This is a genomic window from Pseudomonas sp. 43NM1 (genome assembly GCF_002836905.1).
Lineage (GTDB): Bacteria > Pseudomonadota > Gammaproteobacteria > Pseudomonadales > Pseudomonadaceae > Aquipseudomonas > Aquipseudomonas prosekii.
On sequence record NZ_MKGS01000165.1, the window covers coordinates 1 to 26,378 of the forward strand.

29 protein-coding genes and 1 pseudogene are annotated in these 26,378 nt (G+C 59.3%); 18 read left to right on the forward strand and 12 right to left on the reverse strand.

Annotated features, from left to right (window positions below; genetic code table 11):
• Positions 1–286: 286 nt before the first annotated feature.
• The gene (locus tag BI292_RS20360; RefSeq protein ID WP_101208946.1) at positions 287–1,507 is read right to left on the reverse strand and encodes a CaiB/BaiF CoA-transferase family protein; all 1,221 of its coding nucleotides are present in this window, start codon (positions 1,505–1,507) and stop codon (positions 287–289) included.
• Positions 1,508–1,520: 13 nt separating this feature from the next.
• On the reverse strand, positions 1,521–2,702 hold the full coding sequence (locus BI292_RS20365; RefSeq protein WP_092275370.1) for an acyl-CoA dehydrogenase: 1,182 nt from the start codon (positions 2,700–2,702) through the stop codon (positions 1,521–1,523).
• A gap of 157 nt (positions 2,703–2,859) precedes the next feature.
• Here BI292_RS20365 and BI292_RS20370 point away from each other — a divergent pair, with 157 nt between their 5' ends.
• From BI292_RS20370 to BI292_RS20415, 10 genes are all read left to right on the forward strand, one after another.
• Positions 2,860–3,759, forward strand: a complete 900-nt coding sequence (locus tag BI292_RS20370; RefSeq protein WP_092275372.1) for a LysR family transcriptional regulator — start codon at positions 2,860–2,862, stop codon at positions 3,757–3,759.
• 435 nt (positions 3,760–4,194) lie between these two features.
• The gene (locus BI292_RS20375) at positions 4,195–5,316 is read left to right on the forward strand and encodes a Re/Si-specific NAD(P)(+) transhydrogenase subunit alpha (RefSeq protein WP_101208947.1); all 1,122 of its coding nucleotides are present in this window, start codon (positions 4,195–4,197) and stop codon (positions 5,314–5,316) included.
• 15 nt (positions 5,317–5,331) lie between these two features.
• On the forward strand, positions 5,332–5,655 hold the full coding sequence (locus BI292_RS20380) for an NAD(P) transhydrogenase subunit alpha (protein WP_007947884.1): 324 nt from the start codon (positions 5,332–5,334) through the stop codon (positions 5,653–5,655).
• Positions 5,655–7,091, forward strand: a complete 1,437-nt coding sequence (locus BI292_RS20385; RefSeq protein WP_092275379.1) for an NAD(P)(+) transhydrogenase (Re/Si-specific) subunit beta — start codon at positions 5,655–5,657, stop codon at positions 7,089–7,091. The genes BI292_RS20380 and BI292_RS20385 overlap by 1 nt, the downstream gene beginning before the upstream one ends.
• Positions 7,092–7,282: 191 nt before the next feature.
• Positions 7,283–8,776 carry an acetyl-CoA hydrolase/transferase family protein gene (locus BI292_RS20390; protein ID WP_101208948.1) on the forward strand — a complete coding sequence of 498 codons (1,494 nt, stop codon included), beginning with the start codon at positions 7,283–7,285 and terminating at the stop codon, positions 8,774–8,776.
• 319 nt (positions 8,777–9,095) lie between these two features.
• Entirely contained in the window at positions 9,096–9,311 is a 216-nt protein-coding gene (locus BI292_RS20395; RefSeq protein ID WP_092275385.1) for a DUF1127 domain-containing protein, read from the forward strand.
• Positions 9,312–9,645: 334 nt separating this feature from the next.
• A complete protein-coding gene (locus BI292_RS20400; RefSeq protein ID WP_101208949.1) occupies positions 9,646–9,963 on the forward strand; it encodes a DUF2388 domain-containing protein in 318 nt (105 codons plus the stop codon).
• A gap of 106 nt (positions 9,964–10,069) precedes the next feature.
• On the forward strand, positions 10,070–10,387 hold the full coding sequence (locus BI292_RS20405; RefSeq protein WP_101208950.1) for a DUF2388 domain-containing protein: 318 nt from the start codon (positions 10,070–10,072) through the stop codon (positions 10,385–10,387).
• 27 nt (positions 10,388–10,414) lie between these two features.
• Positions 10,415–10,735: a DUF2388 domain-containing protein gene (locus tag BI292_RS20410; RefSeq protein WP_101208951.1), complete on the forward strand. Its 321-nt coding sequence runs from the start codon at positions 10,415–10,417 to the stop codon at positions 10,733–10,735.
• Complete coding sequence (locus BI292_RS20415) at positions 10,732–12,693, forward strand: DUF4105 domain-containing protein (RefSeq protein ID WP_101208952.1); 1,962 nt, start codon at positions 10,732–10,734, stop codon at positions 12,691–12,693. Before BI292_RS20410 ends, BI292_RS20415 begins: the two co-directional genes overlap by 4 nt.
• A 135-nt stretch (positions 12,694–12,828) precedes the next feature.
• On the opposite strand, the gene BI292_RS20425 is transcribed toward BI292_RS20415, so the two are convergent.
• From BI292_RS20425 to trpB, 3 genes are all read right to left on the reverse strand, one after another.
• Positions 12,829–13,335, reverse strand: coding sequence for an anti-virulence regulator CigR family protein (locus BI292_RS20425; RefSeq protein WP_101208953.1), 507 nt, complete (start codon positions 13,333–13,335; stop codon positions 12,829–12,831).
• A 121-nt stretch (positions 13,336–13,456) separates the two neighbouring features.
• The gene (gene trpA, locus BI292_RS20430; protein ID WP_092275403.1) at positions 13,457–14,269 is read right to left on the reverse strand and encodes a tryptophan synthase subunit alpha; all 813 of its coding nucleotides are present in this window, start codon (positions 14,267–14,269) and stop codon (positions 13,457–13,459) included.
• The gene (gene trpB / locus BI292_RS20435) at positions 14,269–15,504 is read right to left on the reverse strand and encodes a tryptophan synthase subunit beta (protein ID WP_101208954.1); all 1,236 of its coding nucleotides are present in this window, start codon (positions 15,502–15,504) and stop codon (positions 14,269–14,271) included. The genes trpA and trpB overlap by 1 nt, the downstream gene beginning before the upstream one ends.
• A gap of 114 nt (positions 15,505–15,618) precedes the next feature.
• Between trpB and BI292_RS20440 the strand changes: the two genes are divergently transcribed.
• On the forward strand, positions 15,619–16,536 hold the full coding sequence (locus BI292_RS20440; protein WP_092275409.1) for a LysR family transcriptional regulator: 918 nt from the start codon (positions 15,619–15,621) through the stop codon (positions 16,534–16,536).
• Here BI292_RS20440 and BI292_RS20445 read toward each other — a convergent pair.
• Entirely contained in the window at positions 16,509–16,835 is a 327-nt protein-coding gene (locus BI292_RS20445; protein WP_092275412.1) for a YqjD family protein, read from the reverse strand. The two genes, BI292_RS20440 and BI292_RS20445, sit on opposite strands and share 28 nt — an antisense overlap.
• Before the next feature lie 157 nt (positions 16,836–16,992).
• On the opposite strand from BI292_RS20445, the gene BI292_RS20450 reads away from it, so the two are divergent.
• Both BI292_RS20450 and BI292_RS20455 read left to right on the forward strand, forming a co-directional pair.
• A complete protein-coding gene (locus BI292_RS20450) occupies positions 16,993–17,208 on the forward strand; it encodes a dodecin (RefSeq protein ID WP_092275415.1) in 216 nt (71 codons plus the stop codon).
• Positions 17,209–17,328: 120 nt separating this feature from the next.
• Positions 17,329–17,553, forward strand: a complete 225-nt coding sequence (locus tag BI292_RS20455; protein WP_092275419.1) for a DUF1161 domain-containing protein — start codon at positions 17,329–17,331, stop codon at positions 17,551–17,553.
• Positions 17,554–17,620: 67 nt separating this feature from the next.
• Here BI292_RS20455 and BI292_RS20460 read toward each other — a convergent pair whose 3' ends face one another.
• The gene (locus tag BI292_RS20460) at positions 17,621–18,622 is read right to left on the reverse strand and encodes an LLM class flavin-dependent oxidoreductase (protein ID WP_101208955.1); all 1,002 of its coding nucleotides are present in this window, start codon (positions 18,620–18,622) and stop codon (positions 17,621–17,623) included.
• Positions 18,623–18,859: 237 nt separating this feature from the next.
• Here BI292_RS20460 and BI292_RS20465 point away from each other — a divergent pair, with 237 nt between their 5' ends.
• Together BI292_RS20465 and BI292_RS20470 are read left to right on the forward strand one after the other, a co-directional pair.
• The gene (locus tag BI292_RS20465; protein WP_092275426.1) at positions 18,860–19,291 is read left to right on the forward strand and encodes an OsmC family protein; all 432 of its coding nucleotides are present in this window, start codon (positions 18,860–18,862) and stop codon (positions 19,289–19,291) included.
• Positions 19,292–19,539: 248 nt separating this feature from the next.
• Positions 19,540–19,770 (forward strand): annotated as a pseudogene (locus tag BI292_RS20470) (DUF1161 domain-containing protein); the annotation flags it as partial.
• A gap of 67 nt (positions 19,771–19,837) precedes the next feature.
• Here BI292_RS20470 and BI292_RS20475 read toward each other — a convergent pair.
• Positions 19,838–20,257 (reverse strand): hypothetical protein, encoded by a 420-nt coding sequence (locus BI292_RS20475; RefSeq protein ID WP_092275432.1) that lies wholly within the window; start codon positions 20,255–20,257, stop codon positions 19,838–19,840.
• A gap of 40 nt (positions 20,258–20,297) precedes the next feature.
• Entirely contained in the window at positions 20,298–20,720 is a 423-nt protein-coding gene (locus BI292_RS20480; protein ID WP_092275435.1) for a hypothetical protein, read from the reverse strand.
• A gap of 59 nt (positions 20,721–20,779) precedes the next feature.
• Between BI292_RS20480 and BI292_RS20485 the strand changes: the two genes are divergently transcribed.
• Positions 20,780–21,871, forward strand: coding sequence for an aminopeptidase (locus BI292_RS20485; RefSeq protein WP_101208957.1), 1,092 nt, complete (start codon positions 20,780–20,782; stop codon positions 21,869–21,871).
• A 99-nt stretch (positions 21,872–21,970) separates the two neighbouring features.
• On the opposite strand, the gene BI292_RS20490 is transcribed toward BI292_RS20485, so the two are convergent.
• From BI292_RS20490 to BI292_RS20500, 3 genes are all read right to left on the reverse strand, one after another.
• Positions 21,971–22,432 (reverse strand): transposase, encoded by a 462-nt coding sequence (locus BI292_RS20490; RefSeq protein WP_101208958.1) that lies wholly within the window; start codon positions 22,430–22,432, stop codon positions 21,971–21,973.
• Between the two features lie 228 nt (positions 22,433–22,660).
• Positions 22,661–23,311 (reverse strand): HAD family hydrolase, encoded by a 651-nt coding sequence (locus BI292_RS20495; protein WP_092275444.1) that lies wholly within the window; start codon positions 23,309–23,311, stop codon positions 22,661–22,663.
• Between the two features lie 42 nt (positions 23,312–23,353).
• Positions 23,354–23,899 carry a gamma carbonic anhydrase family protein gene (locus BI292_RS20500; protein ID WP_101208959.1) on the reverse strand — a complete coding sequence of 182 codons (546 nt, stop codon included), beginning with the start codon at positions 23,897–23,899 and terminating at the stop codon, positions 23,354–23,356.
• 62 nt (positions 23,900–23,961) lie between these two features.
• On the opposite strand from BI292_RS20500, the gene prlC reads away from it, so the two are divergent.
• Entirely contained in the window at positions 23,962–26,040 is a 2,079-nt protein-coding gene (prlC, locus tag BI292_RS20505) for an oligopeptidase A (protein ID WP_178076606.1), read from the forward strand.
• Positions 26,037–26,324, forward strand: coding sequence for a YheV family putative zinc ribbon protein (locus BI292_RS20510; RefSeq protein WP_092275451.1), 288 nt, complete (start codon positions 26,037–26,039; stop codon positions 26,322–26,324). Before prlC ends, BI292_RS20510 begins: the two co-directional genes overlap by 4 nt.
• Positions 26,325–26,378: the final 54 nt, after the last annotated feature.

Consider the following 26,378-nt stretch of genomic DNA (forward strand, 5'->3'; position numbering starts at 1 on the left):
CTCGTTAGCGGGAGGCGAATTCTACAGCGTTACTCGCTGCTGTCAACCCCTCTTTTTCAACCCCCTTTCGCGCTTCGATGAACCGAAGCAACTCACCGCCGAAACCTGCGTAACTCATTGTTTACCAAGGAGTTTTCCGTTTCGACTGCGCCGGAAGTGGGGCGAATTATAGACTTCCAGATTCTGCCGTCAAGCGCTGATTTCGCTTTTCTATCAATAACTTGCGAAAACCCCGAAAACGCGCCAATTCCCTCTATATAGAAGCCCTTCTATATAGAAGCAATCCTCATAGCACCCCCGCTTCCTTAAAAGCAGCCGCCGCCCCAGCACTCAAACCCAACACCCGCTGCAGCACGTCCAGCGTGTGCTCACCCAGCAGAGGCGGTGCATTACGGTATTCAACCGGGGTCTCGGACATACGAATCGGGCTCGCTACTTGCGGCACCATTCCGGCCAGCGCATGTGGCAGCTCGATAGCCAATCCGCGCGCCTGCACCTGCGGATCGGCAAACACCTGCGCCAGATCGTTGATCGGCCCACACGGCACGCCTGCCTGCTCCAGTTGCAGCACCCATTCAGCGGTCGTCTTGAACACCGTCGCCTGGCGGATCAGCGGAATCAGCACTGCACGGTTAGCCACACGCAGCTTATTGGTGGCGAAGCGCGGATCGTCCGCCCACTGCGGCTGGCCCGCCACCTCGGCGAATTTGCGGAATTGCCCGTCATTACCCACGGTGAGGATGAAGTCGCCGTCCGCTGTAGGAAAATCCTGATACGGCACGATATTCGGATGCGCATTACCCAGACGTTTAGGCGCATTGCCCGTTGTCAGGTAGTTCATCGCCTGATTCGCCAGGCAAGCCACCTGAACATCCAGCAACGCCATATCGATGTGCTGACCGCCGCCGTCATGATCGCGATGCGCGAGTGCAGCCAGAATCGCCACCGTCGAGTACAGCCCAGTGAGAATATCCGTCAGCGCAACACCGACCTTCACCGGCCCCGCGCCCTCATCGCCTTCAGGTCGCCCGGTCAGGCTCATCAAGCCGCCCAAGCCCTGAATCATGAAGTCATAACCCGCGCGCTTGGCATACGGGCCGGTCTGCCCGAACCCGGTGATCGAGCAATAGATCAGATTCGGATTGATCGCCCTGAGCGACTCGTAGTCCAGCCCATACGCCGCCAGGCCACCGACCTTGAAGTTCTCGATCAGAATGTCTGACTTCGCCGCCAGCTCACGCACCAACTTCTGCCCTTCAGGACGAGTGAAATCGATGGTTACCGATTGTTTGTTGCGATTGGCCGACAAGTAATAGGCGGCCTCGCTGGTGTTCTCGCCATAGGCGTCTTTCAGAAACGGTGGCCCCCAGGCGCGCGTGTCGTCGCCATTGCCCGGGCGCTCGACCTTGATTACTTCGGCGCCAAGGTCGGCAAGGATCTGCCCGGACCACGGCCCGGCCAGCACCCGCGATAAATCCAGTACCCGTAGATGCGAAAGGGCGCCCATGGCCGTTCTCCTGTTAGTAGAACGCCTGGATGCCGGTCTGCGCGCGACCAAGGATCAGCGCGTGCACGTCGTGCGTACCTTCGTAGGTATTCACCACTTCCAGATTGACCAGGTGACGAGCGACGCCGAATTCATCGGAGATGCCGTTACCGCCCAGCATGTCGCGAGCCATGCGCGCGATGTCCAGGGACTTGCCGCAGGAGTTGCGTTTCATCATCGAAGTGATTTCGACCGCCGCGGTGCCCTCATCCTTCATGCGGCCGAGACGCAGGCAGCCTTGCAGCGCCATGGTGATTTCGGTCTGCATGTCGGCCAGTTTCTTCTGGATCAGTTGAGTGGCGGCGAGTGGCCGACCGAACTGTTGACGATCCAATGTGTATTGGCGAGCGGTGTGCCAGCAGAATTCGGCAGCACCCAGTGCGCCCCACGAGATGCCATAACGCGCGGAATTGAGGCACGTGAACGGGCCTTTCAGACCGCGCACATCCGGGAAGATGTTCTCTTCAGGGACAAACACGTTGTCCATGACGATTTCGCCAGTGATCGATGCGCGCAAACCAACCTTGCCGTGAATCGCCGGAGCGCTCAGGCCTTTCCAGCCTTTCTCCAACACGAAACCACGGATATCGCCGGCATCGTCCTTGCCCCAGACCACGAACACATCGGCAATCGGGCTGTTGGTGATCCACATTTTGCTGCCGGTCAGGCTGTAGCCGCCGTCGACTTTGCGCGCGCGAGTAATCATCGCGCCCGGGTCGGAACCGTGGTTGGGTTCTGTCAGACCGAAGCAACCGATCCACTCGCCGGAAGCCAGTTTCGGCAGATACTTCTGTTTTTGCGCTTCGGTGCCGAATTCGTTGATGGGCACCATGACCAGCGAGGATTGCACGCTCATCATCGAGCGATAACCGGAGTCGACGCGCTCGACTTCACGGGCAATCAAGCCGTAGCTGACGTAGTTCAGGCCGCTGCCACCGTATTCCTCGGGAATGGTCGCGCCCAGCAGGCCCACGTCACCCATCTCGCGGAAGATCGCGATGTCGGTCTTTTCATGGCGGAAAGCTTCGAGCACACGCGGCGCGAGCTTCTGCTGAGCGAATTGCTCGGCGGTGTCGCGAATCATGCGCTCTTCTTCGGTGAGCTGTTGATCCAGCAGCAGTGGATCGATCCAGTTGAAGCTAGCTTTACCGGCCATGAGTGAGTCCTCTCGAATCGGGTCAAATAACGTGGACTGATCCTAGGCCCGGCTCAGCAATCCGGCAAACGAGGATTTTGCATACTGTTGTGCTAATTTCTCACTCCGAAACATCGCGAAAGCTCATTAATGCGATGTATGAGTGAGGTTCAGGTACATGCGCAGGAAAATCCCCAGCACCACGGCGCTGATCAGCTTCGAAGCGGCCGCACGCCACGAGAGTTTTACCAAGGCTGCGCAGGAACTTTCCCTCACCCAAGGGGCGATTTGCCGACAGATCGCCAGCCTTGAGGACTTCCTCAGCGTCGAACTGTTCCGACGCTCGCGGCGCGGGGTAAAACTGACCGAAGCGGGACTTTCCTACAGCCGCCGCGTCGCCACGCAACTGGATGCCGTGGAGCGCGACACCTTGTCGGTCATGGGCCAGCAAGGCGCCAACGTTATCGAGTTGGCGGTAGTGCCAACCTTCGGCACTCAATGGCTGCTGCCACGGCTCAAGGATTTTCAGCAGCAACACCCGGAAGTGACGGTCAATCTGACCAACCGCACCCGGCCGTTCCTGTTCGCCGACACTGAGTTCGACGCGGCGATTTATTTCGGCGATGCCGATTGGTCGGGTACTGAATCCCACAGGCTGATGGGCGAAAATCCGATGCCGGTGTGCAGCCCCGCCCTACTGGGGAAGAAGACTCTTCTGACACCCAGCGAAATCGCCGAACTGCCATTGCTGCAACAAACCACCCGGCCCTACGCCTGGCGCCAGTGGTTCAACTCGCAAAACCTCAACATCCCCCGCGACATGACAGGTCCGCGTTACGAGCTATTCTCCATGCTTGCGCAAGCGGCCATGCATGACATGGGCATCGCGCTGATTCCGCCATTCCTGATTCAGCGTGAGCTGGCCGAGAAACGCCTGGTGATTGCCAACCCGCAGGCACTGTCGAGCATCAAGGCGTATTACCTGATGATTCCCGAGCGAAAGGTCGAATCCGCTTCTTTAAGGGCCTTTCGCGACTGGCTGGTAAATCAGGCACACGGCTACAGCCTCGAAGGATAAAGGCTGTCGCCGATTAGCTGACCCCGTAGTCAGCAAAATCAAAACCCTACAGATATAAGTATTTGTCGCATATTCATAGACTGTACTTACAAGCAGTACAAACGTCCCACAAGCGCCTGTGGACGTGGCTTTCAGCCTCTATTGGCCAGCGATGTCAGCTCATTCACCGCGCCGATGTGTAAATTCTTCAATTTCGACCAGAATCCTTGCAGGGCACAGCCTGCAAGGGATTGCGCCGGTTAGTTGCGACATTCGGTCACGGGGTGACTTGTAGTTAATTTTCCGTCACCCGTCATAATCCCTTGATGGGCACAAAGTTCGCCTGCAAAATGCCGCGCCCCGCCCTGATTTGGCGGGATCGTGCTGATCGGCCGCCCCAGTCGCACCATCCGAAGTGCCTGGGTTTACTCAATAAGATCACGCAGGAGATTTGACGTGCACATTGGTGTTCCTCTCGAAACCCAAACGGGTGAAACACGGGTTGCTGCAACCCCGGAAACCATCAAGAAACTGATCGGCCAGGGTCATAAGGTCACTGTGCAGAGCGGCGCCGGCGTTAGAGCCAGTGTTGTCGACAGTGCTTATGAAGCGGCAGGCGCAACCATTGGCAGCGCCAACGATGCGTTTGGTGCCGAGCTGATTCTCAAGGTGGTCGCCCCCAGCGACAGCGAGCTGGCGCTGATCAAGAGCGGCACCGTTGTGGTGGGCATGCTCAATCCGTTCAGCAATGAAACCATCGCCAAACTGGCTGAATGCGGAATCACCGCGTTTGCTCTGGAAGCCGCGCCGCGCACCTCCCGCGCACAAAGTCTGGATGTGCTGTCGTCGCAAGCGAACATCGCCGGTTACAAAGCCGTGTTGCTCGCCGCGCACCACTATCCGCGCTTCATGCCGATGCTGATGACTGCTGCGGGCACCGTGAAAGCGGCGCGCGTGCTGATTCTCGGCGCCGGTGTTGCCGGTTTGCAGGCAATCGCTACAGCGAAACGCCTGGGTGCGGTGATCGAAGCGTCGGACGTGCGTCCGGCCGTGAAGGAGCAGATCGAATCCCTCGGCGCCAAGTTCGTCGACGTGCCTTACGAGACCGATGAAGAGCGCGAATGCGCGGTCGGTGTCGGCGGTTATGCACGGCCGATGCCGGCGAGCTGGATGCAGCGCCAGGCCCTGGCCGTGCATGAACGCGCGAAGCAGGCTGACATCGTCATCACCACCGCGCTGATCCCCGGCCGCAAGGCGCCGACGCTGCTGAGCGCGGACACCGTGGCGCAGATGAAACCCGGTTCAGTGGTGATCGACCTTGCCGCGGCTCAGGGCGGCAACTGCCCGCTGACCGTGGCCGATCAGGTGGTCGTCGAAAATGGCGTGACCATTTGCGGCCCGACCAACCTCGCCGGTGAAGTCGCGGCAGATGCTTCGGCGCTGTACGCCCGTAACTTGCTGGACTTCCTCAAGCTGGTTTTCAACAAGGAAGGCCAGTTTGAAGTGAACCTCGAAGACGACATCGTCGCTGCGTGCCTGATGTGCCGCGACGGCCAAGTCATCCGCAAAAACGCCTAAGCAGGGATTCAGACGATGGAAGAGCTTATCTCCCCCGGTATCTACAACCTGATCATCTTCGTGCTGGCGATTTATGTCGGTTATCACGTGGTCTGGAACGTTACACCTGCGCTGCATACGCCACTGATGGCGGTGACCAATGCCATTTCGGCGATCGTCATCGTCGGCGCCATGCTGGCCGCCGCTTTGACCGTGACGCCACTGGGCAAAACCATGGGCACCCTGGCGGTGGCGCTGGCGGCGGTCAACGTCTTCGGTGGCTTCCTGGTCACCCGCAGAATGCTTGAGATGTTCAAGAAAAAAGCCCCGAAAGTCGTAAAAGAAGAGGCGCCCAAGTAATGAGCATGAACCTTGTCACGACGCTCTACTTGATCGCGTCGATCTGCTTTATCCAGGCCCTCAAAGGCCTGTCGCACCCGACTACCTCGCGGCGCGGCAACGTCTACGGCATGCTCGGCATGGCGCTGGCGATCCTCACCACCGTCGGCCTCATCTATAAGCTCGGCGCGGAGCTGGCTACGGCCGGCATCGGTTATGTCATCGTCGGTTTGCTGGTCGGCGGCACCGCCGGCTCGATCATGGCCAAGCGCGTTGAAATGACCAAAATGCCGGAACTGGTCGCTTTCATGCACAGCATGATCGGCATGGCTGCGGTGTTCATCGCCATTGCTGCGGTCGTCGAGCCGCAATCGCTGGGCATCGTCAAACAGTTGGGCGACGCGATTCCGGCGGGCAACCGTCTGGAGCTGTTCCTCGGCGCAGCCATCGGTGCGATCACCTTCTCCGGTTCGGTCATCGCTTTCGGCAAGCTCTCGGGCAAGTACAAGTTTCGTCTGTTCCAGGGCGCGCCCGTACAGTTCGGCGGTCAGCACAAACTGAACCTGGTGCTGGGCCTGGCGACATTGGCGCTCGGCATCACCTTCATGCTGACCGGCAACCTCAGTGCCTTCGCGCTGATGCTGGCTCTGGCGTTCGTCCTTGGCGTGCTGATCATCATCCCGATTGGCGGCGCGGACATGCCGGTCGTGGTGTCGATGCTTAATAGCTATTCCGGCTGGGCGGCGGCGGGTATCGGCTTCTCGCTGAACAACTCGATGCTGATCATCGCCGGTTCGCTGGTCGGTTCGTCCGGCGCGATCCTCTCCTACATCATGTGCAAGGCGATGAACCGTTCGTTCTTCAACGTGCTGCTCGGTGGTTTCGGCAACACCGCAGACGCGGCTGGCCCGGCGGGCTCGAAAGAAGCGCGGCCGGTGAAATCCGGTTCGGCTGATGACGCAACCTTCCTGCTGACCAACGCCGACACCGTGATCATCGTTCCGGGCTATGGCTTGGCGGTGGCACGCGCGCAGCACGCGCTGAAAGAGCTGACCGAGAAGCTGACCCACCGCGGCGTCACCGTGAAGTACGCGATCCACCCGGTTGCCGGACGGATGCCCGGCCACATGAACGTCTTGCTGGCCGAGGCCGAAGTGCCTTACGACCAAGTGTTCGAGATGGAAGACATCAACTCCGAGTTCGGCCAGGCCGACGTGGTGCTGGTGTTGGGCGCCAACGACGTGGTCAACCCGGCGGCGAAGAACGATCCGAAATCGCCGATTGCCGGCATGCCGATTCTGGAAGCGTTCAAAGCCAAGACGATCATCGTCAACAAGCGTTCGATGGCCAGCGGTTATGCCGGCCTGGACAACGAACTGTTCTACCTCGACAAAACCATGATGGTCTTCGGCGACGCGAAGAAAGTCATTGAAGACATGGTCAAAGCCGTCGAGTAAAACCTGCCTCAGCGCAACACCAAAAACCTCAGCCTTGAGTAGGCTGGGGTTTTTTTATTGCTGCCCAATTCCTCCGCGAACCCGACCAAAGGCTCTAAATCAGGGCTTGGCATTCGACCATGGTAGCGGGACGGATTTTCTTCAAATCACTAGACTGCGTACCTTGCTTTCGTTGCCCGAGATAACAATCCATGTACCGTGACCGTATTCGCTTGCCTTCGTTGTTGGATAAGGTGATGAGCGCCGCCGACGCTGCCGCTCTGATCGAGGACGGCATGACCGTCGGCATGAGCGGCTTTACCCGCGCCGGCGAAGCCAAAGCCGTGCCCCACGCATTGGCCGAACGCGCCAAGATCACTCCGTTGAAAATCACCCTGATGACCGGCGCGAGCCTGGGCAACGACCTCGACAAACAACTGACCGAGGCCGGCGTACTGTCGCGGCGCATGCCGTTCCAGGTCGACAGCACGTTGCGCAAGGCGATCAATGCCGGCGAAGTCATGTTCATCGACCAGCACCTGTCGGAAACCGTCGAGATGCTCCGCAACCAGCAACTGACGCGGCCGGATATCGCGGTGATTGAAGCCGTGGCGATCACCGAGCAGGGCCATATTGTGCCGACCACGTCGGTGGGCAACTCGGCGAGTTTTGCGATCTTCGCCAAGCAGGTCATCGTCGAGATCAACATGGCGCACAACCCTAACCTCGAAGGGTTGCACGACATCTATATCCCGACTTACCGCCCGACCCGCACGCCGATTCCTCTGGTGAAAGTCGATGACCGGATTGGCAGCACCGCAATCCCGATCCCGGCGGAGAAGATCGTGGCGATCGTCATCACCAATCAATCCGACTCGCCGTCCACCGTGCTGCCACCGGACATCGATACTCAGGCGATCGCCGATCACCTGATCGATTTCTTTAAAGAAGAAGTCGCCGCCGGGCGCATGACCAACAAGCTCGGGCCGTTGCAGGCCGGGATTGGCACCATCGCCAACTCGGTGATGTGCGGCTTGATCGATTCGCCGTTCGAAGACCTGACCATGTATTCCGAAGTGTTGCAGGACTCGACATTCGACCTGATCGACGCCGGCAAGCTGAGTTTCGCCTCGGGCAGCTCGATCACCCTGTCGGCGCGGCGCAATGCCGATGTATTCGGCAACCTCGAACATTACAAAGACAAACTGGTGCTGCGCCCGCAGGAAATCTCCAATCACCCGGAAGTGGTTCGGCGCCTGGGCATTATCGGGATTAACACCGCGCTGGAATTCGACCTTTACGGCAACGTCAATTCCACCCACGTCTGCGGCACGCGGATGATGAACGGTATCGGCGGCTCGGGCGATTTCGCGCGCAACGCGCACTTGGCGATCTTTGTGACCAAGTCGATCGCCAAGGGCGGCGCGATTTCCAGCGTGGTGCCGATGGTCAGTCACGTTGACCACACCGAGCATGACGTCGACATCCTCGTCACCGAGATCGGTTTGGCTGATTTGCGCGGCTTGGCGCCGCGCGAACGGGCGCGGGCGGTGATCGACAACTGTGTGCACCCGGACTATCGCCAGGCACTGGACGACTACTTTACAGCTGCTTGCGCCATCGGCGGGCACACGCCGCACATCTTGCGCGATGCCCTGCGCTGGCACATCAACCTGGAAGAAACCGGGCGGATGCTGGTGGTCTGATACAGCTCAAGAACAGCTGACGCACACACAGTTGCGTCAGCGGGTTCTTGTCACTCACCAACCTGACAAAAACTGTACTGCTGTACCGGTCATTTCCTTAAGAATTTACCTACACTTCCCCCCGCATCAGGCGAAAATGCACCTTAACAGTGCTCACAGGTACAGTTGCCTCAATTTCGACCAGTACACCCCCTATAAACAGTTAACTGGTCTCTCACAATACAAGTGAACTGTATCTAGGGAGACTGGCCAAACGAGAGGATCATTGGCATCAGTTAAACCACTACCTAATCCCGCCACAAGCGGAAGGATGTCAACCATGGAACGTACACTCAGTTCCGAACTGTTCTTCGAAGATACCGCTGCAAAAACCCAGGCTTCCATGCCTCTTCGCGTTTTCGCCAACCTGATGTTGTGGCAGCGCCGCATTACCAGCCGCCATCAATTGGCTCGCCTGGATTCGCGTCTGCTGGCTGATGCCGGGATTAGCGAAGCACAACGCTACGAAGAGCTGAGCAAGCCGTTCTGGCGCTAAGTTAGCGTCGCTGGCTTTCCCTGAAGGGTCCATCGCCAGCAACCCGAATTGAACAAACAAGACCCGTCGTGGGAAACCACGACGGGTTTTGTCGTTTCAGGGCTTTAAAAAGCGCAGTCAGTACAGTTTCAATAATTATGATAGTGACCGGTACACTTCGACAGACTGCATCGGTGAAGCCTCACACATAACCATTTCGTCTCGCCACGCTGTTCGAATCCATACTCCCCAGCCTAATATCCCGTCAGAACGTGGCGAACGCGGCATCACTGGCGTCTGACTGTTCAGACGCTGCGTCACCTCTCAATCGGTTTCATCCACAGGAGTTACCCCCATGTCCCGTCTTCGTCTGTTGAGCGCTGCAGCCTTGTTCGCCGTTGCCGCCAGTGCGCACGCTTCGAGTTTCATCGTGACCACCGATGCCGTTGTCGGTGCACTCAAATCCAGCTCCGATGCTACCTCCGACCTTTCTTCCTCACTGCGCGACAACAAAATCGTGCGCGCCGCGCGTGACGACGCCGCCAGTTTTGTCGCGAGCAACGGCGACATTCGTGGTGTGAAACTGGAAAGCGCGTTCGACGAAATCCGCCATCAGGCGCCTCAGTTGAATGCCAGCGACGCCCAGTTGGCTCAGGCCATCCTGGCCATCTGACCTGTGTTTGCAGACGGGGCACGCAAGTCGTGTCCCGATGTTGCAGCGCTGGCTCTGGTCCGGGCATTGCGCTAGCCTTGGGACTCGCTTTCAGCTAACGAGTCTCATGCGTTTTCTTTCAAATTGCTTACTCATTCCCGGTGTTGCGCTGGCCTGCTGGACGGGTTCGGCGTACGCCTTTGATGCTTTTAATCTGTCCACCCAAGGTGTTGTTGTGAGCGGTTATGCCACCAGCATGGTGACCTCCGCGCCCTTCGACCATAAACTGCTGGTCGCCGCTCAGGATGATGCTGCGGCATTCATTGCCAGTGACGGCCAACTGCGAGGAGCACAGCTGGAATCCGCGCTGATTTATCTGCGTCGAGCCCAGCCAAAACTTCATGCCAGCGACCTTGAACTGGCGCAGGCAATTCTCGTCCAATAGTTATCTTTGTTCCTCCGGAGTCGTTCCATGCGTAGCCCGCTGATTGCTGCCACCCTTGGCCTGCTGTTGTTGGCCGACGTGGCCCAGGCGCACACCCTGGTAGCCACCAGTAACATCATCGTTCGTGCCTCCCAGCGCACCATCGATTTCACTTCCGATACCACCACGTCGATTCGCGATTCGAAAATCGTTCGCGAAGCGCATGACGATGCCGCCAGTTTCATCGCCAGCGACGGCGATATTCGTGGCGCGCACCTGGAAGCCGCATTCGACACCTTGCGCACCCGTGTGCCGGAAGCGCGTGACGCCAGCGATCAGGTTCTCGCCGAAGCCATCCTCGCATTGTGAGGCGGCTAAGCGCCTGGCTCCTGGCCGGGGTGGTGTTGCTGCTTGGCAACACCGCCCAGGCCAGCCTGCAATTACGCCTCAAGACCGACGGTCTGAGTCCCGCGCAACAGCAGGCCAGCCAGGCGCTGCTCGATGAAGCCATGCAGGCATTGCCGCCGCGCTTCATTGAGCAACTGGACCGGCGCATCGATGTCGGCTGGACCGACGACATGCCTGCCAACGCTTACGGCCAAGCGTCGCTGGTGTCCGAACTGGATCTGAATCGCAATCTGCTCGACAGCCTCACCGATGGCAGTGCCGCGAGCAAAAAGACTTACCGCCCACACGGCACCGTGCGCCGCGAAATGCTCGCCACGGTGGTGCATGAACTCACCCATATTTACGACCGCGCGCGCCTGTGGCCAGACGCCGAGCGCACGCTGATCCAGCGTTGCATCCAGCGCAACAACAGCTCCGGGCTGATCGGCATTCCCGACCAATGCCGTGGGCAGACCGAACGCCGCTTCACCCTCAGCGATGACCCGCGCCTGCTCGACCTCGCCGGTTGGCCGCAATACGTCGGCCGCCGTGGCGAACGTGAGCAGCACAACCGGCAGGTCGTCCGCAGCCCGGACATCTACGAAACGAGCAATCCCAAGGAGTTCGTCGCGGTCAACATGGAGTATTTCCTCCTCGACCCGAGCTACGCCTGCCGCCGTCCCGCGCTGTATCGCTATTACAAAGAGCATTTCGGCTGGGCACCCGCCGCCAAAGACACCTGCGACAAATCCTTCGCGTTCCTCAATGCCGGCAACGATTTCGCCAAAACGCCACTCGGCCACGTCGACCCCGAGCGCGTTTACGCCGTCGATTATTTGCTCGCCGAGGCTAACCAGAACTGGGTCAGCCGTTGGGGCCACAGCATGTTGCGCCTAGTGATTTGCGCGCCGGGCCGGCCACGTGGGCCGGATTGCCGACTGGACCTGGATCAGCATCTGGTGCTGTCCTACCGCGCCTTCGTCGGTGACGTGCAGTTGTCGAGTTGGGACGGTCTGGTCGGCAAATACCCTTCGCGGCTGTTTGTCTTGCCGCTCGCGCAAGTGATCGACGAATACACCAAAACCGAATTGCGCAGCCTCGCTTCGGTGCCGCTGACGCTGTCGCGCAAGGAAATCGAGGAAGTCGTGGAACACGCCGCCGAGATGCACTGGAGCTACGACGGCAACTACTTCTTCCTCTCCAACAACTGCGCGGTGGAAAGCCTGAAATTGCTCCGCAGCGGCAGCAACAACGCGCAACTCACCGGGCTCGACAGCATCATGCCCAACGGCTTACTGGAAGTGCTCAAAGGTCGCGGATTGGCTGACACCAGCGTCCTCGACGACCCGCGTGAAGCATTGCGCCTGGGATATCGTTTCGACTCGTTCCGCGATCGCTACCAAGCGATGTTTGAAGTGCTGAAGAAGAATCTGCCGATCAAGCAAGCCACGGTCGAAGACTGGTTGTCGTTATCCGCCGAAGAGCGTCGACAGTGGATCGCTCAGGCGGATTTGCGCACCAGCGCGGCGTTGCTGTTGCTGGAACAGGCGAGTTTCCGTCGGCAATTACAGTTGGCGCAGGACGAAGTGAAACAACGTTATCTCGGCGCCCGCGAGCTGCAGAACGGCGGCATGGACAAGGCCAACGCAACGTTGCAGCAGATCCTCGCCAACAGCGGCTTCCTCAGTCGTCCGGCCGAATTGCTCGGTTCCGGTGGTTATGGATTGCCGCAACCGAGCGAATCGGCGCGGCTGGAAGCGGAAAGCAGCCTGCGCCAGAAACAGCTGCAATCGCTGACCGGGGATCTGGACAAGGAAGTGCGCGCGCTGCTCGAACCAAGCCGTGCGGCGGAGATTGCCGCCAATGAGGCCAATCTGAAACAGGTTGGCGAACATTTGCGGGCATTGCATAAAGCGGCGGGCGGGTTGGAGCTACCTTAAAGCGAAATCTGCCACAGCATTTCGCCCTTGATCGTGTAGGAGCAAAGCTTGCTCGCGAACGCCACACTGCGGTGTATCGGGTACACCCCGTCATCGTTCTTCGCGGGCAAGCCTCGCTCCTACGGGATCGGTAAATCAGTTCAGCACACCGTCCAGAATTTCATAAACAATCCCCGTCCCCACCGCGATCAACACAATGTCGGTCCCGGCGCGGCGCCATTCGTAACCTTGGTAATACGGCAGCCGCGACAACGCGCGGTTGTCCAGGCGCTCGCCGTAATAGCCATGCGGCAGCGGCCGGCCGCGTTCCAGGTGAATACCCGGCGGTGGCGGCGCACCGCGCACGAAATAACCGTGATTGTCATGAATGCTCTGGCGCACCGGGCCAAAGTCCCGTGGCGGCGGGCCACCGCGACGATTGTCCGGCTGGCCACGATGATCGTCACCACGATTGTTCCCGGGCTGGTTACCGGGCTGGTTACCCGGCTGATTCCCAGGCTGGCCACCGCGATAATCGTGCTGGCCCTGCTGCGGACCGCCGCGGTCGTGATCGTCGCGCTGATCGGCGCTGGCGTGCAGCAACGGGGTCGCACTCAGCATCAGTACACCCAGGCTGGCAATCAGACGTTTCGGCATTTTCATCGGGAATTTCCTCACTGCACTTACAGCAAAAAGGGATTCAGAACGGTGTCCTGAATCCCTCGATCTTGCTGATTAGTCTGTGTCGCGAGGCGCTAATTCCTCTGTATCAGGAACTTTACCTTCAGCTGACGCGGGCCTTACGCACGCCATCGGCCAGCGCTGCGCAGAGGCTCAGGACACCGTCGATCGCCTGATCCGGCGTCGACGCATTGGCGATGTGATCGATCAATGCCGAACCCACCACCACACCGTCGGCCAGACGCGCGATCGCCGCAGCCTGCTCCGGCGTACGAATGCCGAAACCAATGCTGATCGGCAGATCGGTGTGGCGACGCAGACGCGCAACCGCTTCTTCGACATGCTCCAGCGTCGCTGCGCCAGCGCCGGTCACGCCGGCCACCGAAACGTAATAGACGAAACCCGAACTGCCATTCAAAACCGTCGGCAGACGCACATCGTCAGTGGTCGGCGTGGTCAGGCGGATGAAATCCAGCCCGGCAGCCTGCGCCGGGTCACACAGCTCGCCGTTATGCTCCGGCGGCAGATCGACCACGATCAGACCGTCAACCCCGGCCTCTTTGGCATCGCCGATAAAGCGCTCGACGCCATACATATGAATCGGGTTGAAATAACCCATCAGCACCAGCGGCGTATCGCTGTTGCCCTCGCGGAATTCGCGAACCATTTGCAGGGTTTTCGCCAGGTTCTGCTTGGCGGCCAGTGCGCGAATGTTCGCCAACTGGATCGCCGGGCCGTCGGCCATCGGATCGGTGAAGGGCATGCCCAACTCGATCACATCAGCACCAGCAGCGGGCAAGCCTTTGAGGATCGCCAGCGAAGTGTCATAGCTCGGGTCGCCGGCAGTGACGAAAGTCACCAGGGCCGCGCGGTTCTGTTCCTTGAGTTCGGCAAAACGCGTTTGCAGGCGGCTCATCAGTGTTTCTCCTGCTGGGATTGCGCTTTTTGTGACTGCTCCATGTGGTGCATCACGGTTTGCATGTCTTTGTCGCCACGGCCGGACAGGTTGACCACCATCAGGTGATCGCTTGGCAGGTTCGGTGCGCGTTTGAATACTTCGGCCAGGGCATGCGCACTTTCCAGTGCCGGAATAATCCCTTCCAGACGGCAGCATTTGTGGAACGCATCGAGGGCTTCGTCGTCGGTCACCGAGGTGTACTGGACGCGGCCGATGTCATGCAACCACGCGTGTTCAGGGCCGATGCCCGGATAGTCGAGGCCGGCGGAAATCGAGTGCGCGTCGATGATCTGGCCGTCGTCGTCCTGCAACAGGAACGTGCGGTTGCCGTGCAACACACCCGGCACGCCGCCGTTGAGGCTCGCCGCGTGCTTACCGGTTTCGATGCCGTGGCCGGCCGCTTCAACGCCGATGATCTCGACGCTGGTGTCATCCAGGAACGGGTGAAACAGGCCCATGGCATTCGAGCCACCGCCAATGCACGCCACCAGGCTGTCCGGCAGACGACCTTCCTGAGCTTGCAACTGGTCGCGGGTTTCCTTGCCGATCACCGCTTGGAAATCACGCACCATTGCCGGATAAGGATGCGGGCCAGCAACGGTGCCGATCAGGTAGAACGTGCTGTCGACGTTGGTCACCCAGTCACGCAGGGCTTCGTTCATCGCGTCTTTCAGCGTGCCGGTGCCGGCAACCACCGGAATCACTTCGGCGCCCAGCAGCTTCATGCGGAAAACGTTGGCCTGCTGACGTTCGATGTCAGTGGTGCCCATATAGATGACGCAATCGAGACCAAAACGCGCGGCCACGGTGGCGGTTGCCACGCCGTGCATGCCGGCGCCGGTTTCGGCGATGATGCGTTTTTTGCCCATGCGCCGCGCCAGCAGGATCTGGCCGATGCAGTTGTTGATCTTGTGCGCGCCGGTGTGGTTCAGCTCTTCGCGCTTCAGGTAGATTTTCGCGCCGCCGCAGAATTCGGTCAGGCGTTCCGCGTAATACAGCGGGCTTGGACGTCCGACGTAGTCGCGCTGGAAGTAGGCCAATTCCTCTTTGAACGCAGGATCTTCCTGAGCCAGCTCATACTCACGGGCCAGCTCGAGGATCAACGGCATCAGGGTTTCGGCGACATAACGGCCGCCGAACGCGCCAAACAGGCCGTTGGCGTCGGGGCCGTTGCGCAGATTAGTCTGGGTCATGGGCGCTGCTCCAAAGGAATTCGTGAAATGACAATGGCGCCCACTCTACCCCTGACGCCCTGGACTGAAAACCGATAAGATCGCCGCAACCTGTCAGGAAAACTCACAGATACCATGAGCCACGACCTTCCTCCGCTGAACGCCCTTCGCGCCTTCGAAGCGACCGCCCGCCTGAACAGCGTCAGTCAGGCCGCCGAGCAGCTGCACGTCACCCATGGCGCCGTCAGTCGGCAGCTGAAAGTGCTTGAGGAACACCTCGGCGTCAGCCTTTTCGTCAAGGAAGGTCGAGGCCTTAAACTCACAGATGCCGGCGTGCGGTTACGCGATGCCAGCGGCGAAGCGTTCGAGCGCTTGCGCACGGTTTGCGCCGAATTGACCCAGAGCACTGCCGACGCGCCGTTCGTCCTCGGTTTATCCGGCAGCTTGCTCGCGCGCTGGTTTATTCCGCGCCTCGGCCGCCTCAACGCGGACCTGCCGGACTTGCGCCTGCACTTGTCTGCCGGTGAAGGCGACCTCGACCCTCGACGGCCGGGGCTCGACGCTTTGCTGGTATTCGCCGAGCCCCCGTGGCCCGCCGACATACAAGTTTACGAATTGGCCAGCGAGCGCATCGGCCCGGTCATGAGCCCGCGCTACGCCGGTTACGCCAATTTGCAGGACGCTGCACCAGAGGCGCTGCTGAATGAACCGCTGTTGCACACCACTTCGCGCCCGCAAGCCTGGCCGAGCTGGGCACAGCAAAGCGGCCTCGACGCCAAGGCGTTGAAGTTCGGGCAGGGCTTTGAGCATTTGTATTATTTGCTGGAAGCGGCGGTCGCCGGGCTGGGTGTCGCGATTGCCCCGGAGCCGCTGGTGGCCGAGGACTTGAAGGCCGGTCGCCTGGTTGCGCCGTGGGGTTTCAGTGAAACCCCGGCGCAACTGGCGTTGTGGCTACCTAAACGCGCCGCAGACGGGCGCGCTCGGCAATTGGCGCAGTGGCTGAAAAACGAGCTGCGCCAAGCGGATCAGTCACCGCGTTTGCACAGCAAGTAGGCTGCGAGCAGGCCCAGGGCGCCAACAGCGACACCCGCTGTAGTCCAAGGGTGTTCCTGAGCGTAATCACGAGTGGCGATCCCGGTTTCGCGGGTCTTCACTTTGACTTCTTCATAAGCATCGGCGAGCAAGTGGCGCGAGTGCTTCAGCGCGCTCTCGGCGTTGCTTTTCAATACCTTGAGAGTTTTGCGCGACTCGTCCGAAGCGTCGTCCTTCAGGCTTTCCAGCGACTTGAGAAGACTCTCGATCTCGGCTTCCATGCTTTGCAATGAGGCTTTACGTAAAGAGGTGTTGGCCATGTTGGCTCTCCTTCATTGGTGATGAGTAGCGTGTGTTGGTTGGGACTTCAGCCTTCTGAGAAAGTGCATTAATTCTGAACTTTGCTGTGGGAATAGCCGACAGAAGTAATACGAAAAATCACTGCTAGGCTGTATTTCATACCCCAAGGAGAACGCTATGACTGACCATCACACGTACAAAAAAGTCGAGCTGGTCGGCTCGTCCCCCACCAGCATCGAAGACGCCATCAACAATGCGCTGGCCGAAGCCAGCAAGAGCCTGAAACACCTCGAATGGTTTGAAGTGACCGAAACCCGCGGCCACATCGAGAACGGCAAGGCTGCGCATTTTCAAGTGACACTCAAAGTCGGGTTCAGGATTGCCAGCAGCTGAGTTTGGGCTAGTCTTCTGAACTTGCGCGCTGGCCGAGTGCCATAGGGAATGGCAAAGCGTTACATGTGCACCTGGCTAATCGCCGGGTGCCCCTATTGATCCGACCAGGGAATGCGACCGATGAAGAAGTTTATTTTGGCAGTAGGTTTGTTGAGCCTTGCCGGTACAGCGTTGGCTGCCGGCAAGCCATGTGAAGAGCTGAAAGCGGAAATCGCTGCGAAGATCGATGCCAAAGGTGCATCAAGCTACACATTGGATATCGTCGATAAGGGCACGGCGGCTGACGGCAAAGTTGTCGGCACCTGTGAAGGCGGCAGCAAGGAAATCGTCTACAAACGAGGCTGATTTCGCTTGTGTGAAATGAAAAAGCCGACTTAAAGAAGTCGGCTTTTTTCTGCGCGCGATCTGGGCCTTAGCCCTTCATTGCCTGCGCCAGCAACTCGTACGAGCGCACGCGATCGGCATGTTCGTAGAGGTCGCTGGTAAAGATCAGCTCATCAGCCTGGGTCTGCTCGACCAGCACTTCCAGCTTCGCGCGGATTTTCTCCGGGCTGCCGACCATCGCCAGACCAAGGAAATCGCCGACCGCTTCCTTCTCGTGCGGCAACCATAAGCCGTCCATGGTTTTCACCGGCGGACGTTGCACCAGGCTCTGGCCACGCATCAACGCGAGAATTCGCTGGTAGACCGAGGTCGCCAGGTAATCGGCCTGTTCGTCGGTATCCGCCGCCACCAGTGGCACGCCAAGCATCACGTAAGGTTTGTCCAACGTCGCCGACGGCTTGAAGTGATTGCGGTAGACGCGAATCGCCTCGTGCATGAAACGCGGGGCGAAATGTGAGGCGAAGGCGTAGGGCAACCCGCGCTCGCCGGCCAATTGCGCGCTGAACAGGCTGGAACCAAGCAACCACACCGGCACATTGGTGCCCGTGCCCGGCATCGCGATGATCCGTTGATCCGGCGTGCGCGGGCCGAGGTAACGCATCAATTCTGCAACATCTTGTGGAAATTCATCAGCGCTGCCGGAGCGTTCACGACGCAGCGCGCGGGCGGTCATCTGATCCGAACCGGGCGCGCGGCCCAGGCCCAAGTCGATGCGGCCGGGGTAGAGACTTTCGAGGGTGCCGAACTGTTCGGCAATGACCAACGGCGCATGATTGGGCAGCATCACCCCACCGGAGCCGACACGAATGGTCGAAGTGCCGCCCGCCAGATAACCGAGCAACACCGAGGTCGCCGAACTGGCAATGCCGTCCATGTTGTGGTGTTCGGCCACCCAGAATCGCGTGTAGCCGAACTTTTCAACGTGTTGCGCCAGGTCCAGGGAATTGCGCAGCGACTCGCCAGCGCTGCCATTTTCGCGCACCGGCACCAGATCGAGGGTCGAGTATTTGATATCGGACAGTCGTTTCATAAACCTGCTTCTCCAATGGGGTCGCAGGTTTTTCACGAACGAAAACCTGCCGAGTCTTAAAGCGTTCCCTATGCAATGAGGGCATATACCCGAGTTTCAATAGCAGCGACGAATTTGCCTACCAGATAAGCGGTTTGTTCCGACAAGATGAACTTTGCCCAGTCTTCTATCCTCAGAACCCTAGCAACCGAAAACCACGAAGGCGCGACGCTCGCGCCGGATCTTGAGGAGGCAGACATGGCTATCACGAAGAAAGCATCGGCTCATTGGGAAGGTGACCTGAAAACCGGCATCGGCTCTATTTCCACTGAAACCGGTGTACTCAGAGAAGCGCCCTACGGCTTCAAGGCCCGTTTCGAGGGCGGCAAGGGCACCAATCCGGAAGAACTGATTGGCGCAGCCCACGCAGGCTGTTTCTCCATGGCGTTCTCGATGATCCTCGGCGATGCCGGCCTGACGGCTGAAAGCATCGACACCAACGCCGAAGTGACTCTGGACCAGGTGGAAGGCGGATTCGCGATCACTGCGGTGAAGCTGATCCTCAAGGCTAAAATTCCTGGCGCGAGCCAGGCTCAGTTCGAAGAATTGAGTAACAAGGCCAAAGAAGGCTGCCCGGTTTCCAAAGTGCTGAATGCGAAAATCAGCCTGGATGCAACGCTGGTCAGCTGATCGACAAGGCTTGAGTCGGCGCTGATGGCGCCGACGCTTTCGCAAGCAGGCTCGCTACCACCCCTGGAATGCATTTCCATTGGCGGGAGCGAGCCTGTTCGCGATGGCAACTTTGCAAACGCTTGAATACCAACAGCTAAAACCCCGGTTTGTGAGCGAAGTCAGCACGCGCTCGGCAAAACTGTGGTCGAATTGGCGACAGCAGCTAAAGCGCAGCAACCTGCGCGCTGCCTCAAGGAGCTTCAACCATGAAACGTTTTGCCCTGGCGATTTTCTGCTGTTCGCTGGCGACCTCGGCCTTCGCCGAGATCAAAGATTGTGAAGAACTCAAAAATGAGATTGAAGTGAAGATCCAGGCAAGGGCCGTGCCGTCCTACACGCTGGAGATTATCACCAAGGAAGAAGCTGAAAAGCACGACATCGCCATGGTCGTCGGCAGCTGCGAGAACGGTACCAAAGCCATCATTTATCAAAAAAATGGCGATGATCAGCCTATTGGCACTCAGCCACCTGCTGGCGTTGATCAGCCCGCTGATGTTGGCCAGCCTAAGGCACGCAGTTGATCTGTCGTTCTTCGGCGACAATCTCACCCCTTGCATCGAGCAATCGCGCGCTCGGGGTAAAGGAAAGGGATCGGCCTTCAAGACGATAACGTTGGCCGGCCTCGAAATGGTCGTATTGCACGATCATGTAGCACAGCCGCTCCTGGGGATCGCTGAAAATCCCCAGCCCGCCGCCAAAGATCTCGAAGTCGAAGCGCACGATCAATTCGTGGCTGCCGGGCGTTACCTGGAAGTAGCGGCCATCGGCTAAGCGCTGTTTATCCAGGCGTTCGGCCATCAGCAGCTTGCCACCCGGCGTTGGCGTGGCAAGGTCGATCCAGGCCATTTGCGGATCGACCGCAGGCAACGGGCTCGCGCAACCGGATACAACGCCTGCAACGAGCAGCAACAAAAACCTGCGCATGATGAATTTCCCGAAGATCAGTCATTCAGCATAGCGCCGATCAAGTGCTCTGGCAGCCCGCCGGTGTGCCTTGGCCAATGACCTTCTGCTGCTGGTCGTAGAGCTTCGCCCATGGCCGGAAGCCGATATTCCCCGCCTGCAGCTGATAGCGCTGGCCGGCGTTGAATTCCTTGAATTTCACACTCAACTGACAATCGCGCCACAGCGGTTCGCTGGTCGGGCCGATATTGGTCGGCTGCACCGCGAACTGGTAACGCACCTTCAGCTCATGGCTGCCGGGCTGCACTTCAAAATAACGTCGGTCGGTGGCCGCTTTGTCGTCGACTTTCAGCGCTTGCAGCGCGGCGTCATCCTGTTTCGAATCGAGGTCGATCCAGGCTTGCGCCGGATCAGGGTCGGGCATTCCAAAACCGGCACAACCAGCCAGTGTCAGCAGGCTTGCGGTCAGCATCAACTTGCGCATAGCGGAGCTCCAGTCAAGCGGGATAGTCTTGTCGGCAGACTTCCAGGGATGTTTTTATTTTGATCAGGCCGTGTCCAAGCCTTGGGTTACTTGATCGCGTTTTGCGCGTTTTGTTTCCGGGTGTGTTGTTTTTGTTGCTCAACGGTTGCGCCAGCGTCAGCTATTACGGGCAATTGGCGTCGGGTCAGTTGCAGTTGCTGCGCGCCCGCGAGCCGGTTGCCGAGGTGGTTGCCGACCCTCAGCGTGATGGCCAATTGCACGCGCACCTGGCGCAATCGCAAAAGGCCAGAACGTTCGCCAGCGCGCATTTGCACCTGCCGGATAACCAGAGCTATCGGCTGTACGCCGATATTGGCCGGCCGTATGTGGTGTGGAATGTGTTCGCCACGGCGGAATTTTCCCTGACGCCGCACAATCATTGTTTTCCGATCGCCGGTTGCGTGGCCTATCGCGGCTATTACAGCCAAAGCGCCGCGCGAGGCGAGGCGGCCATTCAGCGTTTGCAAGGCATGGACGTGGCGATTGGCGGCGTCGAGGCGTATTCGACGCTGGGCTGGTTCAACGATCCGATCATCAGCTCGATGATGCATTGGGGCGATGAACGCCTGTCGACGCTGATCTTCCACGAACTGGCGCATCAGCAGTTTTATGTACAGGACGACACTGAATTCAATGAATCCTTCGCCACCTTCGTCGAGCAGGAAGGCACCCGCCAATGGCGCGCCAGCCGTGGTCTCGCACCCGACATCGGCGCGCAGACGCGCCAGCGCGACCAGTTCATCCAACTGATCCTCGACACCCGCACGCGCCTGGAACAGCTCTACGCCCAACCGCTGGCCGCCGAGCAGATGCGCCAACGCAAAGCTGCCGAATTCGAACGTCTACGCAGCGACTACCGCGCACTGCGCGACAGCCAATGGGCCGGAGACAAACGCTACGACGCCTGGATCAACCAACCGCTGAACAACGCACGGCTACTGCCATTCGGCCTGTACGACCAATGGGTGCCGGCTTTCGCGGCGTTATTCCGCCAGGTTGATGGCGATTGGCTGAGGTTTTACGCCGAGGTAGAGAAGTTGGGCCAGTTGCCGGTTAAAGAGCGCAAAGCGGCGTTGAGAGCGTTGGCCGGTGCGCAGATTAGCGGCGGGTGATGCGGCCTCTTCGCGGGCAAGCCTTGCTCCTACAGGGGGGATGGTGTGCACACCTCCACCCTGTAGGAGCGAGGCTTGCCCGCGAAGGCGTCCTCGACATCACAACCAAATCGCATCCCACAACGGATAATCCCCCGCCTTCGAAACCAGTCCCGCGCGTATAGGATTGCGGACGATATACCGGGCAACCGCCAACAAATCCTCTTCCTTGCGAATCGCTCGATCGTGGTAACCATGTTGCCAAACCGGGCCTTGGCGCCCTATCGAACGATTTAGCGCCACCGCAACGCGTGATTTGGTCCGAGCCATCAACGTCGGTAGTTGAGTGCTATTCAATTCAATCAGCCAATGAAAATGATCAGGCATGACAACCCAGGCTAATGACGTTGCGAATCCCTCGCGCTGTGCCGTTCTAAAGGCATCTACGACCAGGCGCCCGCAGCGGAATTCTTGAAACAGTGGCTCGCGATTCAACACCACAGCCGTCAGGAGATAGATCTGTCCGGATTCTGAATAGCGGCCGGTGCGCAATCGATTAGCGTGCTTGAGTTTGTCCGACATCGATCGTCCCTGATCGTGATTTGAATCTTGAGGCTAGGACGACACGCAGATTCTGGGCTAAAACAGTGACTCAGGATGTGTCTAGGACGGCCCCTTCGCGGGCAAGCCTCGCTCCTACAGGATTGCGATATGCGCATGCATTAACGTCCAACCCGATTGAGATAGACGCATCCACCGGCGATCACCACAAATCTGTGGGAGCAAAGCTTGCTCGCGATGGCGGTCTGACTAACCGCGCAAAAACGCTTGGTGCATCTCATCCAGCGTCTCAAAGTGATAGGCCGGGGCTTCGGCGGTGAGTTCTGCGTGGCTGCCGAAACCGTAACCAACTGCGACGGCTGCCAAGCCATTGCTGCGGGCGCCGATCAAGTCGTGTTTGCGGTCGCCGATCATCAGGGTGTTCGCCGGGTCGAGGCCTTCTTCGGCGATCAGATGGGCGATCAATTCGACTTTATTGGTCCGCGTGCCATCCAGCTCACTGCCGTAAATCACTTTGAAGTGTTTGGCGAAATCAAAATGCCGGGCGATTTCCCGGGCGAATATCCACGGTTTCGACGTCGCGATATACAACTGCCGGCCCTGCCCGATCAGGGTTTCCAGCAATGGCGTAACGCCGTCGAACACACGGTTTTCGTAGAGCCCGGTGACTTTGAAACGTTCGCGGTAAAAATTCACCGCTTGCCAGGCCTTGGCTTCGTCGAAACCGTAGAACTGCATAAACGCCTGCAACAGCGGCGGGCCGATAAAGTGTTCGAGTTTGCTCAGGTCCGGCTCGTCGATACCCAGATTGGCCAGGGCAAATTGAATCGAACGGGTAATGCCCTCTCGCGGGTCGGTGAGGGTGCCGTCGAGGTCGAATAAAACTGTTTGGTGATGCATGAAAATTCCTGGGCAGTAGCGGGTCGGTTTAATCGAGAGCGATCAGATCTGGTCGTAACCTTCGGCCAGATGCAGGTCTTTGAGCTTCACGTAGTTCGCCGCGCTGTAGGTGAAAAAGGCGTTTTCCTTGTCGGACAGTGGGCGGATTTGTTTCACCGGGCTGCCGACGTAGAGAAATCCGCTTTCCAGGCGTTTGCCCGGCGGCACCAGGCTGCCGGCGCCGATGATCACGTCGTCCTCGACCACCGCACCGTCCATGACAATGCTGCCCATGCCGATCAGAACGCGGCTGCCGATCGAGCAACCGTGCAGCATGACTTTATGCGCGATGGTCACATCGTCGCCGATCAGGCATGGAAAACCAGCGGGATTGAACGGTCCGGCGTGGGTGATGTGCAACACGCAGCCATCCTGAACACTGGTGCGCGCGCCGATGCGGATGCGGTGCATGTCGCCGCGGATCACCGTCAGCGGCCACACGGAACTGTCTGCGCCGATTTCGACGTCGCCGATGACCACCGCCGAACGGTCGACAAAAGCGCTTTTGCCCAGCAGCGGCGTGTGGTTGAGATACTTGCGAAGGGTCACGATAGGTTCTCTCTCTGTCGCTGATAGCTGCGGTGAACGTCGATTGTAATTAAGATGGCCGCATGTTTCTTCCAGCCAAGGTGCCAACCGTGAGCGTGAACAACCCTCTTTTGCAGTCCTACGACCTGCCGCCGTTCTCGGCAATTCGTGCCGAACACGTGCAACCGGCCATTGAACAGATCCTGGCTGACAACCGCGCCGCCATTATCGAGATCCTCAAAACCCAGGGCAAACAACCGACCTGGGCCGGCCTGGTGCTGGCGATGGACGAACTCAATGACCGCCTCGGCGCAGCCTGGAGCCCGGTCAGCCACCTGAATGCCGTGTGCAACAGCGCCGAATTGCGCGAAGCCTTCGAATCCTGCTTGCCAGCCCTGAGCGCCTACTCCACCGAGCTGGGCCAGAACCGCGAATTGTTCCAGGCCTTCGAAGCGCTGGCCAACAGCCCCGAAGCCGCCGGTTTCGATGTGGCGCAGAAAACTGTCCTCGAACACGCCCTGCGCGACTTCCGTTTGTCGGGTATCGACTTGCCGGAAGCCGAGCAAAAGCGCTACGCCGAAGTGCAAAGCAAGCTGTCGGAACTGGGCAGCCGCTTCTCCAACCAACTGCTCGACGCCACGCAAGCCTGGACCAAACACGTCACCGACGAAGCCACCCTCGCCGGCCTGACCGATTCGGCCAAGGCGCAAATGGCCGCCGCCGCGCAGGCCAAAGGCCTTGAAGGCTTCCTGATCACCCTGGAATTCCCCAGCTATTACGCGGTGATGACCTACGCCCACGACCGCGCCCTGCGCGAAGAAGTCTACGCCGCCTACTGCACCCGCGCGTCGGACCAAGGCCCGAATGCCGGCCAGAACGACAACGGCCCGGTGATGGAAGAAATCCTCGACCTGCGTCAGGAATTGGCCAGGTTGCTCGGTTTCGCCAGTTTCTCGGAACTGAGTCTTGCCACCAAAATGGCCGAATCCAGCGACCAGGTCCTGAGCTTCCTGCGTGACCTGGCCAAGCGCAGCAAGCCGTTCGCTGCGCAGGATCTGCAACAACTCAAGGCTTACGCCGCCGAACAGGGCTGCCCGGACCTGCAAAGTTGGGACAGCGGTTTCTACGGTGAAAAACTTCGCGAACAACGTTACAGCGTTGCCCAGGAAGCCCTTCGCGCGTACTTCCCGATCGACAAAGTGCTCGGCGGCTTGTTTGCCATCGTCCAGCGCCTGTACGGCATCGAAATCGCCGAGCAGCAAGGCTTCGACACCTGGCACCCGGACGTGCGCCTGTTCGAAATCAAGGAAAACGGCCAGCACGTCGGCCGCTTCTTCTTCGACCTCTACGCGCGCGCCAACAAGCGCGGCGGCGCCTGGATGGACGGCGCTCGCGACCGTCGTCGCACGGTTGACGGCGTGTTGCAGAGCCCGGTGGCCAATCTGGTGTGCAACTTCACCCCGGCCGACAGCGGCAAACCTGCGCTGCTGACCCACGATGAAGTGACCACGCTGTTCCACGAATTCGGTCACGGTTTGCATCACCTGCTGACCCGCGTCGAGCACGCTGGCGTGTCCGGCATCAACGGTGTGGCGTGGGACGCGGTCGAGTTGCCAAGCCAGTTCATGGAAAACTGGTGCTGGGAGCCGGAAGGCCTGGCGCTGATCTCCGGTCACTACGAAACCGGCGAACCGCTGCCGCAAGACCTGCTGGGCAAAATGCTCGCGGCGAAGAACTTCCAGTCCGGCCTGATGATGGTCCGCCAGCTCGAATTCTCGCTGTTCGACTTCGAATTGCACGCCACCCACGGCGACGGCCGCAGTGTGCTGCAAGTGCTCGAAGGCGTGCGCGACGAAGTCTCGGTGATGCGTCCGCCGGCCTACAACCGCTTCCCGAACAGCTTTGCGCACATCTTCGCCGGCGGCTACGCGGCGGGTTATTACAGCTACAAGTGGGCGGAAGTGCTGTCCGCAGACGCCTTCTCGAAGTTTGAAGAAGACGGCGTGCTCAATGCTGAAACCGGGCGCGCCTTTCGCGAGGCGATCCTGGCGCGCGGCGGTTCGCAGGCGCCGATGGTGCTGTTCGTCGACTTCCGTGGCCGGGCGCCATCAATTGACGCACTCTTGCGTCACAGCGGCCTGAGTGAGGACGCGGCAGCATGAGTGACGGGCCTGTGATCACCAAGAAGCGCTTTATCGCCGGGGCGGTCTGCCCGGCGTGCAGCGAGCCGGACAAATTGATGATGTGGAACGAAGACGAGGTCCCGCATCGCGAATGCGTGGCTTGCGGTTATTCCGACACGCTCAATGAGCAAGGCCTGTCGGTGCCCAAGGAATTGGGCACGCGGGTCAACGTTTCGGCGCTGAAAGTGCCGGACGCCAAGGTTCAGGCAGTGCAATTCTTCCCGAACCCGAAGCTCAAGAAAAAGCCCGACGAGCAGCACTGAGTCATCCCCCACCTTGCACACCGGAACGGGTGCAAGGTGGTATCTGTTTACCAC

Bases quoted from the DNA above. Each gene is read 5' to 3' on its own strand.
- BI292_RS20450 (WP_092275415.1), top strand. From the start codon at position 16,993: ATGACTGACCATCACACGTACAAAAAAGTCGAGCTGGTCGGCTCGTCC.
- prlC (WP_178076606.1), top strand. From the start codon at position 23,962: ATGTTTCTTCCAGCCAAGGTGCCAACCGTGAGCGTGAACAACCCTCTT.
- BI292_RS20510 (WP_092275451.1), top strand. From the start codon at position 26,037: ATGAGTGACGGGCCTGTGATCACCAAGAAGCGCTTTATCGCCGGGGCG.
- BI292_RS20370 (WP_092275372.1), top strand. From the start codon at position 2,860: ATGCGCAGGAAAATCCCCAGCACCACGGCGCTGATCAGCTTCGAAGCG.
- BI292_RS20440 (WP_092275409.1), top strand. From the start codon at position 15,619: ATGAGCCACGACCTTCCTCCGCTGAACGCCCTTCGCGCCTTCGAAGCG.
- BI292_RS20360 (WP_101208946.1), bottom strand. From the start codon at position 1,507: ATGGGCGCCCTTTCGCATCTACGGGTACTGGATTTATCGCGGGTGCTG.
- BI292_RS20395 (WP_092275385.1), top strand. From the start codon at position 9,096: ATGGAACGTACACTCAGTTCCGAACTGTTCTTCGAAGATACCGCTGCA.
- BI292_RS20445 (WP_092275412.1), bottom strand. From the start codon at position 16,835: ATGGCCAACACCTCTTTACGTAAAGCCTCATTGCAAAGCATGGAAGCC.
- trpA (WP_092275403.1), bottom strand. From the start codon at position 14,269: ATGAGCCGCCTGCAAACGCGTTTTGCCGAACTCAAGGAACAGAACCGC.
- BI292_RS20460 (WP_101208955.1), bottom strand. From the start codon at position 18,622: ATGAAACGACTGTCCGATATCAAATACTCGACCCTCGATCTGGTGCCG.
- BI292_RS20390 (WP_101208948.1), top strand. From the start codon at position 7,283: ATGTACCGTGACCGTATTCGCTTGCCTTCGTTGTTGGATAAGGTGATG.
- trpB (WP_101208954.1), bottom strand. From the start codon at position 15,504: ATGACCCAGACTAATCTGCGCAACGGCCCCGACGCCAACGGCCTGTTT.
- BI292_RS20410 (WP_101208951.1), top strand. From the start codon at position 10,415: ATGCGTAGCCCGCTGATTGCTGCCACCCTTGGCCTGCTGTTGTTGGCC.
- BI292_RS20465 (WP_092275426.1), top strand. From the start codon at position 18,860: ATGGCTATCACGAAGAAAGCATCGGCTCATTGGGAAGGTGACCTGAAA.
- BI292_RS20425 (WP_101208953.1), bottom strand. From the start codon at position 13,335: ATGAAAATGCCGAAACGTCTGATTGCCAGCCTGGGTGTACTGATGCTG.
- BI292_RS20455 (WP_092275419.1), top strand. From the start codon at position 17,329: ATGAAGAAGTTTATTTTGGCAGTAGGTTTGTTGAGCCTTGCCGGTACA.
- BI292_RS20495 (WP_092275444.1), bottom strand. From the start codon at position 23,311: ATGCATCACCAAACAGTTTTATTCGACCTCGACGGCACCCTCACCGAC.
- BI292_RS20380 (WP_007947884.1), top strand. From the start codon at position 5,332: ATGGAAGAGCTTATCTCCCCCGGTATCTACAACCTGATCATCTTCGTG.
- BI292_RS20365 (WP_092275370.1), bottom strand. From the start codon at position 2,702: ATGGCCGGTAAAGCTAGCTTCAACTGGATCGATCCACTGCTGCTGGAT.
- BI292_RS20490 (WP_101208958.1), bottom strand. From the start codon at position 22,432: ATGTCGGACAAACTCAAGCACGCTAATCGATTGCGCACCGGCCGCTAT.
- BI292_RS20480 (WP_092275435.1), bottom strand. From the start codon at position 20,720: ATGCGCAAGTTGATGCTGACCGCAAGCCTGCTGACACTGGCTGGTTGT.
- BI292_RS20400 (WP_101208949.1), top strand. From the start codon at position 9,646: ATGTCCCGTCTTCGTCTGTTGAGCGCTGCAGCCTTGTTCGCCGTTGCC.
- BI292_RS20385 (WP_092275379.1), top strand. From the start codon at position 5,655: ATGAGCATGAACCTTGTCACGACGCTCTACTTGATCGCGTCGATCTGC.
- BI292_RS20475 (WP_092275432.1), bottom strand. From the start codon at position 20,257: ATGCGCAGGTTTTTGTTGCTGCTCGTTGCAGGCGTTGTATCCGGTTGC.
- BI292_RS20405 (WP_101208950.1), top strand. From the start codon at position 10,070: ATGCGTTTTCTTTCAAATTGCTTACTCATTCCCGGTGTTGCGCTGGCC.